Origin of the sequence: Pseudomonas sp. GW456-L13, from assembly GCF_017350115.1 — a bacterium.
In the GTDB taxonomy this organism is placed as follows: Bacteria; Pseudomonadota; Gammaproteobacteria; order Pseudomonadales; family Pseudomonadaceae; genus Aquipseudomonas; species Aquipseudomonas jessenii.
The window spans coordinates 1,376,659-1,394,242 of record NZ_JACNAS010000002.1; the positions used below are offsets into that span (position 1 = coordinate 1,376,659).

The window sequence follows — 17,584 nt, forward strand, 5'->3', positions numbered from 1 at the left end:
AAACAAGAGTGAAACGACAGAACGCAGTAGCTCTAACCAATCGATTTTCAAGGAGTAAAAACATGATTCCGGTGATCTTGTCAGGTGGTAGTGGCTCACGTCTTTGGCCGCTTTCCCGTAAGCAATTCCCCAAGCAGTTCCTGGCCCTGACCGGCGAACACACCCTGTTCCAGCAAACCCTGGAACGCCTGGTGTTCGAAGGCATGGATTCGCCAATCGTGGTCTGCAACAAGGACCACCGCTTCATCGTCAACGAGCAGTTGGCCGCGCGCAAGCTGGAAACCCAGCGCATCCTGATGGAACCGTTCGGTCGCAACACCGCGCCGGCCGTGGCCCTGACCGCGTTGATGCTGGTCAATGAAGGTCGCGACGAGCTGATGCTGGTGTTGCCGGCGGACCACGTGCTGGAAGACCAGAAAGCCCTGCAACGCGCCCTGGCCCTGGCCACCGTCGCCGCAGAAAACGGTGAAATGGTGCTGTTCGGCGTGCCGGCCACCAAGCCGGAAACCGGTTATGGCTACATCAAGTCGACCAACGACTCGCTGCTGCCTGAAGGCGTCAGCCGCGTCTCGCACTTCGTCGAAAAGCCCGACGTGAAGCGCGCCACCGAGTTCGTCCAGTCCGGTGGTTATTTCTGGAACAGCGGCATGTTCCTGTTCCGCGCCAGCCGCTTCCTTGAAGAGCTGAAGAAGCACGATCCGGACATCTATGACACCTGCGTGCTGACCCTGGAGCGCAGCCACCAGGATGCCGACACCATCACCTTCGACGAAGCCACCTTCGCGTGCTGCCCAGACAATTCCATCGACTACTCGGTGATGGAAAAAACCCAACGCGCCTGCGTCGTGCCGCTGACCGCGGGCTGGAGCGATGTCGGCTGCTGGTCGTCGCTGTGGGAAGTCAATGCAAAAGACGCCAACGGCAACGTCACCAAAGGCGACGTGGTGATCCAGGACAGCAAAAACTGCATGATCCACGGCAACGGCAAGCTGGTGTCGGTGATCGGCCTGGAAAACATCGTCGTGGTCGAAACCAAGGACGCCATGATGATCGCCCACAAGGACAAGGTCCAAGGCGTGAAGCAGATGGTCAACACCCTCAACGAACAAGGCCGCAGCGAAACCCAGAACCACTGCGAGGTCTACCGTCCGTGGGGCTCCTACGACTCGGTGGACATGGGCGGCCGTTTCCAGGTCAAGCACATCTCGGTCAAACCGGGGGCTTGCCTGTCCCTGCAGATGCACCACCACCGCGCCGAGCACTGGATCGTGGTCAGCGGCACCGCCGAGGTGACCTGTGACGAGAACGTGTTCCTGCTGACCGAGAACCAGTCGACCTACATTCCGATCGCTTCGGTTCACCGTTTGCGCAACCCGGGCAAGATTCCGTTGGAGATCATCGAAGTTCAATCGGGCAGCTACCTGGGCGAAGACGATATCGAGCGGTTTGAAGATATCTACGGGCGCTCGACGCCGGTCGAGCGTGGCGTGTCGGTGAAAACCATCGCGCAGTAACGTTCAGTAAAACAGAAGCCCCCGTCCAGCCTGCTGCGTTCCCTATCCGCAGCAGGCTGGGCGGGGGCTTTTTTGTACTGAGTTTTTGTAGTGCCTTGCCTGGCCCCATCGCGAGCAAGCTCGCTCCCACAGGGTGTTGGGTTGATCACATATTTTGTGCTCGGCTCGGTACACTGTTGGAGCGAGCTTGCTCGCGATGGGGCCAGTCGGCACACCACCGATCGCCCATCGCCAACCCCACCTGCGCTTAGGTAGGATGACCCTCTCTATTCCCGAGATTTCACGTCATGTTCATCGGCGTCCTGCTGGTCATCACCTGGCTGATCCTGTTGCTGCGCTATCCGGCCAAGGCCTTGCCCGTATCCGTGGCTGCCGCCGTGGGGCTGGGCATCGTCGCCACCTGGGTCATCTGGATGGACCACCACGAACTCAAGCAACTGCAACGCCTGGAGTTGCGCATCAGTTACGCTCCGCAGCAGTGTCCCGCCGACCGCCCATTGCAATTGACCCTGAACAACGGCAATGACGTGCCGCTCACTGAGTTGCGCTGGCGGGTCGCGGCTTATGCACCGGGCGATACGGTGAACCTGGCCGACAATCAATACACCGCCCCGCGCTATCGTGGCCCTGGTGAACTGCAGGCCGGTGGCAACTGGGAAGACTGTTTGCCGCTGCCGCCACTGCGCCCTGGCTACCGTCCGGAAACCCTGGAGTTTCGCGCCGAGCGATTGCAGGGTAGTTTTTCCGACTGATCCCTCCCCCCTCTTTTGCACAAGGAATGCGCCATGCCCGTTGCGTTGATTACCGGTTGCTCCAGCGGCATTGGCCGCGCCCTTGCCGACGCATTCAAAGTCGCCGGCTATGAAGTCTGGGCCAGTGCGCGCAAGACCGAAGATGTTGCCATGCTGAGCGCTGCCGGTTTTACCGCCGTGCAACTTGACGTAAACGACGGTGTTGCCCTTGAGCAGTTGAGCGAGCGCATCAACCAGGAGCGCGGTGGTCTCGACGTGCTGATCAACAACGCAGGTTATGGCGCCATGGGACCGCTGCTCGATGGTGGCGTACCAGCCATGCAGCGCCAGTTCGAAACCAATGTGTTCGCCATCGTCGGCGTCACTCGCGCGATGTTTCCCGTGCTGCGCCGGACCAAAGGATTGGTCGTGAATATCGGCAGCGTTTCGGGTGTGTTGGTCACGCCATTCGCCGGGGCCTACTGTGCCTCGAAAGCCGCCGTGCATGCCTTGAGCGATGCCTTGCGCATGGAACTGGCGCCGTTCGGTGTGCGGGTCATGGAAGTCCAGCCGGGAGCCATCGCTTCCAGTTTCGCCAGGAATGCCGGGCACGAAGCCGAGCAACTGATCAGCGAACAGTCGCCATGGTTTCCGCTGCGCGAAGGCATACGTGCCCGGGCCAAAGCCTCTCAGGACAACCCGACCCCGGCCAGTGAATTTGCCGTCGGTTTGCTCAAGGCTGTGCAGCAGGACAAGCCACCGCGACTGATTCGCTTGGGCAATGGCAGCCGCGCGTTGCCGCTGCTGGCGGGTTTGCTGCCCAAGGGTTGGCTCGAGTCCGGGCTGATGAAGCGGTTCGGGCTGCGTGGGCAGCTCTGAGACCACGGTGCCCCTATCGCGAGCAAGCTCGCTCCCACAGGGATTGTGGGTATGAATGCCATCTATGCCACCCAGATGCCCCCTGTGGGAGCGAGCTTGCTCGCGATGGCGCCGGAACAAACACCCCAGAATTCAGGTATCAACATGACCGACTACACCGAATATTTCGACGAAGTGATCCAGGCCCACGTGGCCATCGAACAATGGCTGGCCGAAGAACGTGACGCGTGTGAACTCGAAAAACTGCTGACACGTTTTTCGCCGCAGTTCTCCATGGTCTCGCCGCTCGGCCGGGTGCTGGACTTTGACGCGCTGAACGAATTGTTCTCGCTGGCGGGCGGCAAGAAGCTCGGGTTCCGCATCGAGCTCAGTGAGTTGCGTGGTATTGCGTTGCACGACGGTGGCGCGACCGTGAGTTACCGCGAACAGCAGACCGATGCGACCGGGCTGCACTCGGATCGTCGCTCGACCGTGGTGTTCGAGCAGGTGGATGGCAAGATCCTTTGGCGGCATTTGCAGGAGACGTTTTGCTGATCAACTGTAGGAGCGAGCCTGCTCGCGATGGACGTCAACGATAACGCAGGCATTCAGAAAGCACGCGTCGCTCTCAGGTTTTTCGCGAGCAGGCTCGCTCCTACAGGGGAATGGATTATGCCCCATCACCTTGCTTGACCACCACCGTACAAGTGATCCCCGCCGCCAACAGCACACCCTCCGGCACTTCATCGATGTGAATCCGCACCGGCACCCGCTGCGCCAAACGCACCCAGTTAAACGTCGGGTTCACATCGGCAATCAGCTCTCGACTCTCCGGGTTGTCGCGGTCGTAGATGCCACGCGAGATGCTTTCCACGTGGCCCTTGAGCACTTCGCCGCTCATCAGTTGCATGTCGGCTTTATCACCCACGCGCACGTGGGGCAGCTTGGTTTCTTCGAAGAAGCCGTAGACCCAGAACGAGTTCATGTCGACCACGGCCATTTTCGCCTCGCCAATGCGCGCGTAGTCACCGCGGTGCACGTTGAGGTTGGTCACGTAGCCATCCACCGCCGCGCGCACCTCAGTGCGCTTGAGATTGAGCTCGGCGGCTTCCAGTTGCGCCTGGGCCTGCTGGTAATCGGCCAGGGCCGAGTCGGCGAGGTTACTGGCGTCGTCACGGTTTTCCCGGGAGATCACCAGGTTGTCCATATCGGCGCGACGATGGGCGTTGACCTTGCGCATCTCCCAGGTCGCCTTGCGCGATGCCACCAGACTCTGTGCCTGTTTCACTGCGAGACGGTAGTGCTCGGGGTCGATCTGCATCAGTAAATCGCCCTTCTTCACCAACTGGTTGTCGCGCACCGGCACGTCCACCACTTCGCCGGTGACGTCGGCGGCGACGTTGATGATGTCGGCGCGCACGCGGCCGTCGCGGGTCCATGGCGTGTTCATGTAGTGCTCCCACAAGGAGCGGCCGATCCACAGCGCGAGGGCCAGCACCAGCAAGGTCGCGAGCAGGCTGAAAAACTTTTTCATCGGGGCATTCTCAATGATAGAGAGTCAACGGTAGACAGTCAGCGCCAACGCGCCGAACAGACAGGTAAACAGGCTCAGGCGCAGCAACGCCGGATGCCAGAAAAAACGGTACAGGTCGAACCCGGACAGGAACCGGTCCAGCACCCAGGAAAGCGCCGCGGCGATGAAAAACATCAGGGTCATGGTCGGCATGTACACGCCGTGGAAGGCGATTTCACGAGGCATGTTCAAGTCCTTGGGGCTGGCTGCTTGCGAAGGTGGCGAGCGGTGATTGCGGATCGAGCAGAGAGGTGCGGATGAAGTGCAGGTAGCTCTTCACCCGGCGCAACGCCGAGGTATCGAAGTGCGGGGCGAAGGGTTCGTCGGTGGACTGCACACGGCTGATCGCGTGATCGACGGCAATCAGCGCGCGTTCGAGATTGCTGCTGTTCGGTTGCAGGAATAGCCGCACCAGCGCACGCCCCATCACCCGGATCGCCTGGCGCCACGGCCGGGATTCGGCATAGGCCGGATGCACCGGCAAAATCGCCTGTTCCTTGCGCAACTCGATGATCGCGTGGCCGACTTCCAGCACTACGAACATCCAGCGCAGCAAGTCCCGCTGCACTTGCGGTTGGCCCGCCGCGAAGCCGTAGGCCTGATGCACCAGATCGCGGGTGCGGCTTTCGAAACTCGACGCCAATCCCTTGAGCTTGCCGCTGATGGCGTACACCACCTGGCCGCGCAAATCCTGCTCCAGCCGACGCCACAACCAGCGGCTGTTGGGCGGCAGAATGATCGCCCCGGCCGCTGCACACACCAGCATGCCCAGCACCATGGCGATGTAGTCGTTGATGAAGGTGTAGGGGTTGTAGACCGTGAGGTTGTCCGGCACCGAACCGGTGCTGAAGAAGATCAGCAAACCCAGGCCGACGCCGACGTATTGCGGCCGCGAAGTCAGGAACGAGCCCAGCACGATCACCGGCGCGAGCATCACGCACAGCAACGGGAATCCGTCGATCCACGGGAAAATGAAAAACATCTCGACGAAGCCGATCAGCGCCCCGAGCAATGTCCCGCACGCCATCTGAAAGGCCATGCGTTTCGGGTTCGGGGTGGCGGCGGACAGGCCCACCGTCGCGGCGGCAATCAGGGTCATGGTCGCCCCGCTCGGCCAGGCGGTTGCCACCCAATAGCTGCCCAATACCGCCAGAATGAACGCTGCGCGAATTCCCGATGCTGCCGCTGCCATCCAGTTGGTTTGCGGGGTGAACGGCTCGTCCCAGCGCTCCCGTTCGTGACTGTGGTCGGCCAGGGAGGCGTGGGTCTGTGCATAACCGTGCAAGTCGTCGACGAAACGATAAAGCAGCTCGTACGCGGTGTGGAAATCCAGTTGCTCGGCATCGCTCGGATCGCTCTGCTGGAACGTTGCCCGCAGACAACGCACCCGCGCCGGCAAACCTTCCTTGTAGGCGCTCAGCACCATGACCAGACGCGCCGCATCGGCGCTGGTCAGGGCACGACCGCTGAAGCCGTCGAGCAACTCGGCGAGGTCCTGCAGACCCGGCTTGATGGCCGCCACCACGGTGTCCGCCGCGCTGCTGCGCAAGCGTTCGAGCAACTGGTGCAAGGCATTGAAGCGCGTGGTGATGCCCATGAACTCACTGTTCAGGCGACTGAGCCGGCCATTGCGCCGACGCATGTGCGGGTCTTCAAAAACAGTCACGCTGCGCAAGCCTTCCAGGCCCACGGCTTCGGCGATGAAACGCACGTTGCCGGCCTCGAACGCCTCCCGCTGACTGCGTCCGCGCAAGCCATCGGTGACGAACAGGGCGAACACGCCAAAGCGCTGATACAAGGCATTGCGCATCGCCGCGCTAGCCGATTGCGGCAGGATGGCGGCACTGATCAGGGTCGAACAGAGAATGCCCAATGAGATTTCCAGCACCCGCCAGACCGCCGCCATGAACGCGCCATCTGGATGGGCCAGCGCGGGCAAGCCGACCATCGCCGCGGTGTATCCGGCGAGTACGAAACCGTAGGCGCGGAAGTTGCGGCAGCGGGCGGCGCCAGCCGTGCAGATACCGACCCAGATCGCCAGCGAACCGAGGAACAACTCAGTGTTCTGCGCAAACACGGCGATCAGCGCGACCATCACCGCCGAACCGGCCAGGGTGCCGAGAAAACGATAGAAACTCTTGGCGAACACCTGGCCGCTTTGCGGCTGCATGACAATGAACACGGTGATCATCGCCGTACGCGGTTGCGGCAGCTCCAGGCGCATGGCCAGCCATAACGTCAGGAATGCCGCGAACAGTACCTTGAAAATGTAGACCCAAGTCACGCCGTCGCTGCGTGCCCAGTCGAAGAAACCCCGGCGCCATTCCAGGGAGTACAGCCAGCGCAAGGGTGCGGGCAAGGGAGTCATGAAATCCTGCTCAATAAAAATAAGGTCAGACTCAGGACCTGTGGGTTCGTGTTCAACGCAAAAGGCTCGGGGTTTTCGGCACTTGAGTCTGTTCGGCGTTCGGCACGTCAATACCGGCACCGAGACCACCGCCCAACGCCGTCACCAGTTCGGCATGGGCACTGAGGCGCGCCGCCTGAACCTGCTGCTGCACTTGCTGCTGCTTGAACAACAAGGTCTGGGCATTGAGCACGTTGAGGTAGTCGGTCAGGCCACGCTGGTAGGCGATCATCGCGATGTCGTAGGTCTTCTGCGCAGTGGCCACCGACTCGGCGGCGAACGCCTGCTGTTTGTCCATGGACTCGCGGCGGATCAACTGGTCGGAGATGTTTTTCAGGGCGTTGACCAGGGTCTGGTTGTACTTGGCCACGGCGATGTCATAACCCGCCGAGGCTTCGCCCAACTCCGAGCGCAAGCGCCCGCCATCGAAGATCGGCAACGAAATCGCCGGTCCCACGCTGTAGTTGAGTTTCTTGCCGGTCAAGAACTCCAGGGCTCCACCGCCGGTGGCCATGTAGCCAAGGCTGCCGACCAGATCGACGTTCGGGTAGAAACCGGCATGGGCGACATCGATACCCCGCGCCTGCGCCGCCACTTGCCAGCGGCTGGCGACCACGTCCGGGCGTTGACCGAGCAATTGCGCCGGCAGCGACGACGGCAGTTTCAGCGGCGCACCCAGTGACAGCGTTGGCCGCTGCAACTGCGCGCCCTCCCCCGGGCCCTTGCCGGCGAGGGCGGCGAGCTGGTTGCGGCTCAGGGCGATTTCTTCATCGAGGGCGTCGATCTGACGATGGGTTTCCGGCAACGGTGTTTCAGCTTGGCTGACTTCGAAATGGGTGCCGATGCCACCGTCCAGACGCTTTTGCGCCAGTTCGAGAATCTGCTGTTGCTGCTTCAAGGTCGCTTCAACGATGTTCCGCTGGGCGTAGTGCAACGACAACTCGATGTAGACCCGGACGATGTTGTCCTGCAATTCGAGCTGGGCCTGACGAGCCTCGGCGACGGTCATGTGCGCCATGTCCACGGCGCGCTCGGTGGCATTGCTTTCGCGGCCCCAGAGGTCGAGGGCATAGCTGAAACCCAGCGCTGCGTTATTGTCCCAAGTGGTGCTGTTGGCCAGCTCACCGGGGCCATAGAACTGGTCGGTAGGCCAGTTGTGACGCTTGAGGGTGGACTCGCCATTGATCTGCAGCGATTCGGCCGCTTCGGCCACGCCGGCCATGGACCTGGCCTGACGCACCCGGGCGGCGGCCATGGCCAAGGTCGGGCTGTCTTGCAGGGCGAGGTCGATCCAGCGATTCAGTTGCGGGTCGCCGTAGGCTTGCCACCATTGTGCGGTGGGCCAGTGGGCATCCTGCGCGGCGCTCTGGATCGCTTCGTCGGTAGCCAGTGAATTGGCCTCCAGCGCCTTGCCCTGTGGGGCAATACCTCCGGTTCCGATGCAGCCGCTGATTGCCAGGGTTAAAGCCAAAACACTGAGCGGCTGAAGCGCTCTGCTGATGCGACGCGGCACTGCTGCGATTTCCTGAAATAGGGAGAGGTACACGTTTTTTGGAAACAGCGCCGCATTTGTGGGAGCGAGCTTGCTCGCGATAGCGGAGCCACATTCAACATCTGTGTTGGCTGAACCGCCGCCATCGCGAGCAAGCTCGCTCCCACAGGTTGTGCGGCTGGGGCCGTGCCCCCGGTTTGCCAAGTTGCGCAATTCTATGGGGCGGCCTGAAGGGCGATAAGCTGGGATTCCTGTGAATCTTTGTTACCGTTAACGAGATAATCCGTTGGTAGATCTTTAGTCGCCTGTAAATAAACAGAAACTTCGTGTCACAATTTGTCATTCGACGAGAGAGCACCCCATGGACACTTTGCAAAACATGCGCGCCTTCAGTTACGTGGCCGAAGCCGGCAGCTTCACCGCCGCCGCCATTCAACTGGACACCACCACGGCCAACGTCTCGCGCGCGGTCTCCAACCTGGAAGCCCACCTGCAAACCCGCCTGCTCAACCGAACGACCCGCCGCATCGCCCTGACCGAAGCCGGCAAGCGCTACCTGTTGCGCTGCGAACAGATCCTGGCCTACGTCGAAGAAGCCGAAGCCGAGGCCAGCGACGCCCACGCACGCCCGGCCGGGCAACTGAAAGTGCACACCATGACCGGCATCGGCCAGCACTTCGTGATCGACGCCATCGCCCGCTACCGCAAGACCCACCCGGACGTGACCTTCGACCTGACCATGGCCAACCGCGTGCCGGACCTGCTCGACGAGGGTTACGACGTGTCCATCGTCCTCGCCAGCGAACTGCCGGATTCGGGTTTCGTCTCCCAGCGCCTGGGCATCACCTACAGCATCGTTTGCGCCTCGCCGGCCTACGTCAAAGCCAACGGCTGCGCACAAAAACCCAGCGACCTGCTCAACCACGCCTGCCTGCGCCTGGTCAGCCCGGTGATTCCGCTGGAGAAATGGGCCTTCGACGGCCCTGATGGCCAGGAAATGGTCACCATCAACAGCTCACCCTTCCTGGTGAACTCCGCCGACGCGATGAAAACCGCGATCATCAGCGGCATGGGCGTTGGGGTGCTGCCGCTGTACGCCGCGATAGAAGGCCTGCGCAACGGCACACTGGTGCGCGTGATGCCCAACTACCGCTCGCAGGAACTGAACCTGTACGCCATCTACCCGTCGCGCCAGTACCTGGACGCGAAGATCAAGACCTGGGTCGAGTATTTGCGTGGATCGTTGCCGGAATTGCTGGCGGCGCATCAGGCGGAATTGGCGGCGTATGAATTGAGCGGGAGCCTGGGTGGGGTTCGGGTGGCGAATTGATGGATGCCCGAGCCCGGCTCATATCAGATTGATCCCTTGTGGGAGCGAGCCTGTTCACGATGGCGTACTCACATTCAAATCTCTGTGAGCAGATACACCGCCATCGCGAGCAGGCTCGCCCCCACAGAAGAGCAAAAAGCAGAGCATCCCGCACCACCGCGTCGCTTCTCACCACTCATCAGGCCGAGCGTTAGCTCGCCTGCAGCTCTTGATCTTGATCCACCCGCCCCCTCGGAAGGCTGAGTGGAGGCGTTCATCCGGGGGTGGGCGCGCAGCGCCGTTCGGCGAAGCCGAACACATCGAGAGGAGGTCGAAGCGAAGCCGACCGGAGGCGATGCCCCCGGATGAATGCCGGAGCGAAGGAACGCCGAGCCCCAGCGAGGGGCCGGACGTTGGGGGCGAGCGCTTTTTTTGCTTACTTTTTTTGAGGCGCTTGTTAAAAAAAGTGAGTCGCCGTAAGGGCGAAACCAGAAGTGGCCGTTACCGAAGAAACGGATATGTACACGGTCAACCAAGAACATGGTCGGCCCAAAGGCCGCCAAGTCCCCCCAAACTGACAGCGCCGTCAGTTAGCCGTCACCCTCCTGACCAGCAAACAGGTTTATAAAGGAAACTACCTTACCCACCTACCGACCACCCAGCCCCGGCGCCCCACTCGCATGCGAATCCAGAAAAAATCCGCCCTGCTCGTCGCCCTTCTGATCGTCCTGGCAGCGCTGGGCCTGTGGTACGCCACCAAACCGGCCAAGGCCAAACTCGCCACCCCCACCGCCATCCCGGTGCGCGTGGTCGCCGTCGCCGAAAAAGACGTACCGCGCTACGTCAGCGGCATCGGTTCGGTACTGTCCCTGCACAGCGTCGTGGTCCGCCCGCAAATCGACGGCATCCTCACCAGACTGCTGGTCAAGGAAGGCCAACTGGTGAAAAAAGGTGACCTGCTGGCCACCATCGACGACCGGTCGATCCGCGCCAGCCTCGACCAGGCCCGGGCACAACTGGGCGAAAGCCAGGCGCAACTGCAAGTGGCGCTGGTCAACCTCAAGCGCTACAAGCTGTTGAGTGTCGACGACGGCGTGTCCAAGCAGACTTACGACCAGCAACAAGCCCTGGTCAACCAGCTCAAGGCCACCGCCCAAGGTAACCAGGCCTCGATTGACTCCGCCGAGGTACAGCTTTCCTACACACAAATTCGCTCCCCGGTTAGCGGTCGTGTCGGCATTCGTACCGTCGACGAAGGCAACTTCCTGCGCATGACCGACACCCAAGGCCTGTTCACCGTGACCCAGATCGACCCGATCGCTGTGGAATTCTCCCTGCCACAGCAAATGCTGCCGACCCTGCAAGGCCTGATCAACGACCCACAGCACGCCCGGGTCAAGGCCTACATCGGGGCCGACACCGACGGCGAAACCGGCAACCTGCTCGGCGAAGGTCACCTGACCCTGATCGACAACCAGATCAACGCCAACACCGGCACCATCCGCGCCAAAGCCGAATTCGACAACGACGCACAGAAACTCTGGCCGGGCCTGCTGGTGACGGTAAAGATTCAGACTGCCCTGGATAAAGATGCGCTGGTGGTGCCGCCGACAGTCGTACAACGCGGCCTCGACCAGCACTTCGTGTACCGGGTCAATGGGGACAAGGTCGAAGCCGTGCAGGTGCAGATGGTCTATCAAGGCAGCGGCCAGGACATCATCAAGGGTGTGAAGCCGGGTGATGTACTGGTCAGCGATGGTCAGTCGCGGCTCAAGCCCGGCGCTACTGTGCAAGTGCTGACCGAGCCACCTCAAGTGGTGCGATCGGAGGCGGCGCAATGAAGGGCCATGGTTCGATTTCAGCCTGGTGCATCGACCACCCGGTGGCCACGGTCCTGCTGACGTTCGCCCTGGTGCTGCTGGGTGTCATCGCGTTTCCGCGCCTGCCGGTAGCGCCGTTGCCGGAAGCAGAATTCCCGACCATCCAGGTGGCCGCGCAACTGCCCGGCGCCAGCCCGGAAACCATGGCTTCCTCGGTGGCCACACCCCTTGAAGTGCAATTCAGTGCCATTCCCGGCGTAACCCAGATGACCTCGAGCAGTGCACTGGGCTCGACCAACCTGACCCTGCAATTCACCCTCGACAAGAGCATCGACACCGCCGCCCAGGAAGTGCAGGCGGCGATCAACACCGCCGCGGGCAAACTGCCCAAGGACATGCCGAACCTGCCGACCTGGCGCAAGGTCAACCCGGCCGACAGCCCGGTGCTGATCCTCAGCGTCAACTCCTCGCTGATGCCAGGTCCTGAGCTCAGCGACCTGACGGAAACCCTGTTGTCCCGTCAGCTCAGTCAGGTCGACGGTGTAGGACAGGTCGTCATCACCGGTCAGCAGCGTCCGGCGATCCGTGTCCAGGTGTCCGCCGACAAACTCGCCGCCATCGGCCTGACCCTGGCGGACATTCGCCTGGCGATCCAGCAGACCAGCCTCAACCTGGCCAAAGGGGCGCTGTACGGCGAATCGAGCATTTCAACCCTGTCGACCAACGACCAGTTGTTCCACCCCGACGAATACAGCCAGTTGATCGTTTCCTACAAGGACGGTGCACCGGTTCACCTCAAGGATGTCGCGAAAGTCGTCAACGGTTCGGAAGATGCCTACGTTCAGGCCTGGGCGGGTTCGCAACCGGGCGTGAACCTTGTGATTTTCCGCCAGCCAGGCGCCAACATCGTCGAGACCGTGGATCGCATTCAGGCCGCGCTGCCGGCGCTGCAAGCGATGTTGCCCGCCTCGGTACAGGTCAAGGTGTTGATCGACCGCACCCAGACCATCCGCGCCTCGCTGCACGAGGTGGAAATCACCTTGATGATCGCTGTGATGCTGGTGGTGGCGGTGATGGCGCTGTTCCTGCGCCAACTGTCGGCCACGCTGATCGTGTCGGCAGTGCTCGGTGTGTCGCTGATCGCCAGCTTTGCGCTGATGTACGTCATGGGCTTCAGCCTGAACAACCTCACGCTGGTGGCGATCGTGGTCGCCGTGGGCTTTGTGGTGGACGATGCGATCGTGGTGGTGGAGAACATTCACCGGCATCTGGAAGCCGGCGACGGCATGCGCGAGGCGGCGATCAAGGGCGCCGGCGAGATCGGTTTTACCGTGGTGTCGATCAGTTTCTCGCTGGTGGCGGCGTTCATTCCGCTGCTGTTCATGGGCGGTGTGGTCGGCCGGTTGTTCAAGGAGTTCGCCCTGACCGCCACCTCCACCATCATGATTTCGGTGGTGGTTTCGCTGACGTTGGCACCGACCCTCGCTGCGCTGTTCATGCGCGCGCCCGTGCATCATGCCCACGACAAACCGGGGTTCGGTGAGCGCCTGTTGGCGTGGTACGAAAAAGGCCTGCGCCGTGCCCTCGCCCACCAGAAATTGATGATCGGCGTGTTCGGTTTGTCCCTGGGGTTGGCGGTCGCCGGGTACATCTTTATCCCTAAAGGTTTCTTCCCGATTCAGGACACTGGCTTTGTTCTCGGTACCACCGAAGCAGCTGCGGATATTTCCTACGGCGACATGGTGAAAAAACACCTGGTGATGGCCGAAATCGTCGCCGCTGATCCTGCGGTTCAAGCATTTTCCCACTCGGTCGGCGTCTCGGGCAGCAACCAGACCATCGCTAACGGTCGCTTCTGGATCGCTCTAAAAAAACGCGGCGACCGAGATGTTTCGGCCAGCGAATTCATTGACCGGATTCGCCCGCAACTGATGAAAGTCCCGGGCATCGTCCTGTACCTGCGTGCGGGGCAAGACATCAACCTCAGCTCCGGCCCGAGCCGCGCCCAGTACCAATACGTGCTCAAGAGCAACGACGGTGCGACCCTCAGCACCTGGACCCAACGCTTGACGGAAAAACTGCGCAGCAACCCCGCGTTCCGCGATATTTCCAACGACCTGCAACTGGGCGGCAGCATCACCCACATCAGCATCGACCGTAGCGCCGCTGCACGTTTCGGCCTCACCGCCAGTGACGTCGACGAAGCCCTGTACGATGCTTTCGGCCAGCGTCAGGTCAATGAATTCCAGACCCAGATCAACCAGTACAACGTGATCCTGGAACTGGATACCAAGCAGCGCGGCAAGGCCGAAAGCCTCAACTACTTCTACCTGCGCTCGCCCCTGAGCGGGGAAATGGTGCCGCTGTCGGCCCTGGCCAGGTTCGATGCGCCGACTGTCGGCCCGCTGTCCATCGCCCATGACGGGATGTTCCCCGCCGCCAACCTGTCGTTCAACCTGGCCCCCGGTGTGGCACTGGGTGATGCGGTGATCATGCTCAACCAGGCCAAGGCCGACATCGGCATGCCGACCGCCATCAGCGGTAATTTCCAGGGCGCGGCCCAGGCGTTCCAGAGTTCGCTGGCCAGCCAGCCGTGGTTGATCCTGGCGGCGCTGTTGGCGGTGTACATCATTCTCGGCGTGCTCTACGAGAGCTTCGTGCACCCGCTGACGATCATTTCGACCTTGCCTTCGGCAGGCCTCGGCGCGGTGATCATGCTGTGGATTTGCGGCCAGGACTTTTCGATCATGGCGCTGATCGGGCTGGTGTTGCTGATCGGTATCGTGAAAAAGAACGGCATCCTGATGATCGACTTCGCCCTCGAAGCGCAGCGCAATGGCGGAATGTCGCCTGAGGAAGCGATTTTCAAGGCCTGCATCACACGGTTCAGGCCGATCATCATGACCACCCTCGCCGCCCTGCTCGGCGCTCTGCCGTTGATGCTCGGCTATGGCACCGGTGCCGAGCTGCGCCAGCCCCTGGGGATCGCGGTGGTCGGCGGTTTGCTGGTGAGCCAGGCGCTGACGCTGTTCACCACACCGGTCATATACTTGTGGCTTGAGCGGTTATTCCATCGACCTAAACCTGCGCCAGAACCGGTGCTGGCGACCACAGACTGAGGCGGGGTCATGCGCGTTCTGATTATCGAAGACGAAGAAAAAACCGCAGACTATTTGCATCGCGGCCTGACGGAACAGGGTTTCACCGTGGATCTGGCCCGCGATGGTGTGGAAGGTCTGCACCTGGCGCTGGAGAGCGACTACGCGGTGATCGTCCTCGACGTCATGCTGCCGGGCCTCGACGGCTTCGGTGTGTTGCGCGCCTTGCGTGCGCGCAAGCAAACCCCGGTGATCATGCTCACCGCCCGCGAACGTGTGGAAGACCGCATCAAGGGCTTGCGTGAAGGCGCCGATGACTATCTGGGCAAACCGTTTTCCTTCCTTGAACTGGTGGCACGCCTGCAAGCGCTGACCCGGCGCAGTGGCGGTCATGAACCGGTGCAAGTGAGCATCGCCGACCTGTGGATAGATTTGATCAGCCGCAAGGCCACCCGCGCCGGTACACGCCTGGACCTGACCGCCAAGGAGTTCTCGCTGCTCAGTGTACTGGCCCGGCGCCAGGGTGAAATCCTCTCGAAAACCGCCATTGCCGAGATGGTCTGGGACATCAATTTCGACAGCGACGCCAACGTCGTCGAAGTCGCGATCAAACGCCTGCGGGCCAAGCTCGACGGGCCGTTCGAAGAGAAACTGCTGCACACCATTCGTGGCATGGGTTATGTGCTGGAGAGCCGTGGTGTCCAGTAATTCCATCGCCCTGCGTCTGAGCGCAATGTTCACGCTGGTGGCGCTGCTGGTGTTCCTGCTGATCGGCTGGGCGCTGTACCAGCAGGTCGACAAGGGCCTGGGCCTGCTGCCAGAAGCCGAACTCGATGCGCGCTACAGCGTGCTCGAATCCACGGTCGGCCGTTACGGCACGCCTGAGCACTGGGTGAAGATCAACAACAAGCTCAACCTGCTGAGCGAAGAAGACAAGCGCATCAGTTTCTGGATCATCAGCGGCGATCCACACTACGAATACGGCAACCTGACCTCGCAGATCCGTGCCTTTGCCCAAGGCCCGCTGGGCACGCGCGACATGCATCTGCCGGAGCACCCGTATCCGCTGAAAGTGCTGGTCAGCGAGTTTCCGGCCAAGGACCAGCGCCCAGCGTTGCGCTTCATGATCGCCATCGACACCGAAACGTTTTTCCATACCCAGCATCACCTGCTGGTCGCACTGATCAGCCTGGCGATTGCCGGTGTTCTGCTTGCCTCGGCACTGGGTTATTGGGTGGCGCGGATCGGGCTCAAGCCGCTGATCAAACTGTCCCAGGAAGCCCAGCGCCTGGCCCCGCCGTTGCGCTCGGGGCGCTTGCGATTGTCACCGTTGCCGCCGGAACTCGATCAATTCGTCAGCTCGTTCAACTCGACCCTGGAACGGGTCGAGCAAGCCTACTCGCGCCTTGAGTCATTCAACGCCGATGTCGCCCACGAACTGCGCTCGCCACTGACCAACCTGATCGGCCAGACCCAGGTCGCATTGACCCGCGGGCGCTCCGCCGAGCACTACTTCGAAGTGCTGCAATCGAACCTCGAAGAGCTTGAGCGACTGCGTTCGATCATCAACGACATGCTGTTTCTCGCCAGCGCCGACCAGGGCAGCAAGGCGACCAAGCTCACCTCAACCTCGCTGGCCGATGAGGTGGCCACGACCCTGGAATATCTGGATTTCATTCTCGAAGACGCTCAGGTCCAGGTTGAGGTCAGTGGTGACGCGCAGGTGTGCATCGAGATCGCTCATCTGCGCCGGGCGTTGATCAACTTGCTGAGTAATGCGGTGCAGCACACCGCGCCCGGGCAGGTGATTCAAGTGCGGATCGAAGCCCAGGAGCATCAAGTCAGCATCGGCGTCGCCAACCCGGGTTCGCCGATTGCCAACGAACATCTGCCGCGCCTGTTCGAACGCTTCTACCGGGTCGATGCGTCGCGCAGCAACAGCGGCCACAATCACGGTCTGGGGCTGGCCATCGTCAAGGCAATTGCGCTGATGCATGGCGGCGATGTGTTCGTGCGCAGTGATCATGGGATGAATACGTTCGGCATACACCTTCCCGTCTGACGGGCACAACCCCTGTGGCGAGGGGGCTTGCCCCCGTTGGGCTGCGCAGCGGCCCCAAAATCTGCAACCACGATTTATCTGATACACCTTGCATACCGGATTTACGACGGCTTCGCCGCCGAACGGGGGCAAGCCCCCTCGCCACAGTGAATGTGTGCTCCCTCCTATCGATCTTTGCTTTTGCTGTAACAGTCCTTTCATGAATCCGCTCTTTTTCCCCTCGCCTCATATCCTTATCTTTGCCCGCACCAAACAGCACTTGCCAAGCAAGAAGGTTTTAAAAATGTCCAACAGTATGGGTATTGCCAGCGCTTTCGTTTTGTCCTCTTTGTTCCTGTCGCCATTGGCGATGGCGGAAGAATCGCAGACTTTCGTTGCGCATAACGCCGCACGCGCTGCAACGTTCGAAGAGCATCAGATCGAGATGACGGCCAAGGCTGCTCAAGACTCCCAAGCCCCGCAGGCATCCAGCATCCAGGCCCAGCCACTGGCCGAGAAAGACAGCTGATCCGCACCGATCACTCCCGTTTCCCTCGACACTTTTCATCGGCTCTTCCCTTTGAGAAGTTGTCTTCAAAGCCGCTGCTGTCAGCGGCTTTTTTTATAGTGGCGACTCGGCCTTCATTGCAATTTGCGCAACGAAAGGCACTGACGCCCACACCCAAGATCAATCGTTCGAGCAACGGGAACGATTCACTCGGCTGCTACGTTTATGCAACT

The 17,584-nt window shown here is 61.2% G+C and carries 14 protein-coding genes; 10 read left to right on the forward strand and 4 right to left on the reverse strand.

Annotation, left to right across the window (positions count from 1 at the left end):
- Window positions 1–62 precede the first annotated feature (62 nt).
- The 4 genes from J4D25_RS20315 to J4D25_RS20330 all read left to right on the forward strand — a co-directional run bounded on the left by J4D25_RS20315 (window position 63) and on the right by J4D25_RS20330 (window position 3,658).
- Window positions 63–1,514 (forward strand): mannose-1-phosphate guanylyltransferase/mannose-6-phosphate isomerase, encoded by a 1,452-nt coding sequence (locus tag J4D25_RS20315; RefSeq protein ID WP_057713378.1) that lies wholly within the window; start codon window positions 63–65, stop codon window positions 1,512–1,514.
- A 287-nt stretch (window positions 1,515–1,801) separates the two neighbouring features.
- Entirely contained in the window at window positions 1,802–2,266 is a 465-nt protein-coding gene (locus J4D25_RS20320; RefSeq protein WP_057713377.1) for a hypothetical protein, read from the forward strand.
- Between the two features lie 33 nt (window positions 2,267–2,299).
- Complete coding sequence (locus tag J4D25_RS20325) at window positions 2,300–3,124, forward strand: SDR family oxidoreductase (protein WP_057713376.1); 825 nt, start codon at window positions 2,300–2,302, stop codon at window positions 3,122–3,124.
- A 144-nt stretch (window positions 3,125–3,268) separates the two neighbouring features.
- On the forward strand, window positions 3,269–3,658 hold the full coding sequence (locus J4D25_RS20330) for a DUF4440 domain-containing protein (RefSeq protein ID WP_057716565.1): 390 nt from the start codon (window positions 3,269–3,271) through the stop codon (window positions 3,656–3,658).
- A gap of 115 nt (window positions 3,659–3,773) precedes the next feature.
- On the opposite strand, the gene J4D25_RS20335 is transcribed toward J4D25_RS20330, so the two are convergent.
- Genes J4D25_RS20335 through J4D25_RS20350 form a run of 4 tightly spaced genes read right to left on the reverse strand, consistent with a single transcriptional unit; the run spans window position 3,774 to window position 8,596 of the window.
- Window positions 3,774–4,637: an HlyD family secretion protein gene (locus tag J4D25_RS20335; protein ID WP_057395860.1), complete on the reverse strand. Its 864-nt coding sequence runs from the start codon at window positions 4,635–4,637 to the stop codon at window positions 3,774–3,776.
- Between the two features lie 24 nt (window positions 4,638–4,661).
- Complete coding sequence (locus J4D25_RS20340; protein ID WP_057713375.1) at window positions 4,662–4,862, reverse strand: DUF1656 domain-containing protein; 201 nt, start codon at window positions 4,860–4,862, stop codon at window positions 4,662–4,664.
- A complete protein-coding gene (locus J4D25_RS20345) occupies window positions 4,852–7,044 on the reverse strand; it encodes an FUSC family protein (protein WP_057713374.1) in 2,193 nt (730 codons plus the stop codon). Before J4D25_RS20345 ends, J4D25_RS20340 begins: the two co-directional genes overlap by 11 nt.
- Before the next feature lie 52 nt (window positions 7,045–7,096).
- Window positions 7,097–8,596, reverse strand: coding sequence for an efflux transporter outer membrane subunit (locus tag J4D25_RS20350; RefSeq protein WP_057713373.1), 1,500 nt, complete (start codon window positions 8,594–8,596; stop codon window positions 7,097–7,099).
- Between the two features lie 340 nt (window positions 8,597–8,936).
- Here J4D25_RS20350 and J4D25_RS20355 point away from each other — a divergent pair, with 340 nt between their 5' ends.
- The 6 genes from J4D25_RS20355 (at window position 8,937) to J4D25_RS20380 (ending at window position 17,372) form a co-directional block, all read left to right on the forward strand.
- Entirely contained in the window at window positions 8,937–9,905 is a 969-nt protein-coding gene (locus J4D25_RS20355; RefSeq protein ID WP_057713372.1) for a LysR family transcriptional regulator, read from the forward strand.
- A 659-nt stretch (window positions 9,906–10,564) separates the two neighbouring features.
- Window positions 10,565–11,725 (forward strand): efflux RND transporter periplasmic adaptor subunit, encoded by a 1,161-nt coding sequence (locus J4D25_RS20360; RefSeq protein ID WP_057713371.1) that lies wholly within the window; start codon window positions 10,565–10,567, stop codon window positions 11,723–11,725.
- Window positions 11,722–14,823: a multidrug efflux RND transporter permease subunit gene (locus J4D25_RS20365; RefSeq protein ID WP_057713370.1), complete on the forward strand. Its 3,102-nt coding sequence runs from the start codon at window positions 11,722–11,724 to the stop codon at window positions 14,821–14,823. The genes J4D25_RS20360 and J4D25_RS20365 overlap by 4 nt, the downstream gene beginning before the upstream one ends.
- 9 nt (window positions 14,824–14,832) lie before the next feature.
- Window positions 14,833–15,510: a heavy metal response regulator transcription factor gene (locus tag J4D25_RS20370; RefSeq protein WP_056726212.1), complete on the forward strand. Its 678-nt coding sequence runs from the start codon at window positions 14,833–14,835 to the stop codon at window positions 15,508–15,510.
- Window positions 15,500–16,864, forward strand: a complete 1,365-nt coding sequence (locus J4D25_RS20375) for a heavy metal sensor histidine kinase (protein ID WP_057713369.1) — start codon at window positions 15,500–15,502, stop codon at window positions 16,862–16,864. The genes J4D25_RS20370 and J4D25_RS20375 overlap by 11 nt, the downstream gene beginning before the upstream one ends.
- A 283-nt stretch (window positions 16,865–17,147) precedes the next feature.
- A complete protein-coding gene (locus J4D25_RS20380) occupies window positions 17,148–17,372 on the forward strand; it encodes a hypothetical protein (RefSeq protein ID WP_057713368.1) in 225 nt (74 codons plus the stop codon).
- Window positions 17,373–17,584 lie beyond the last annotated feature (212 nt).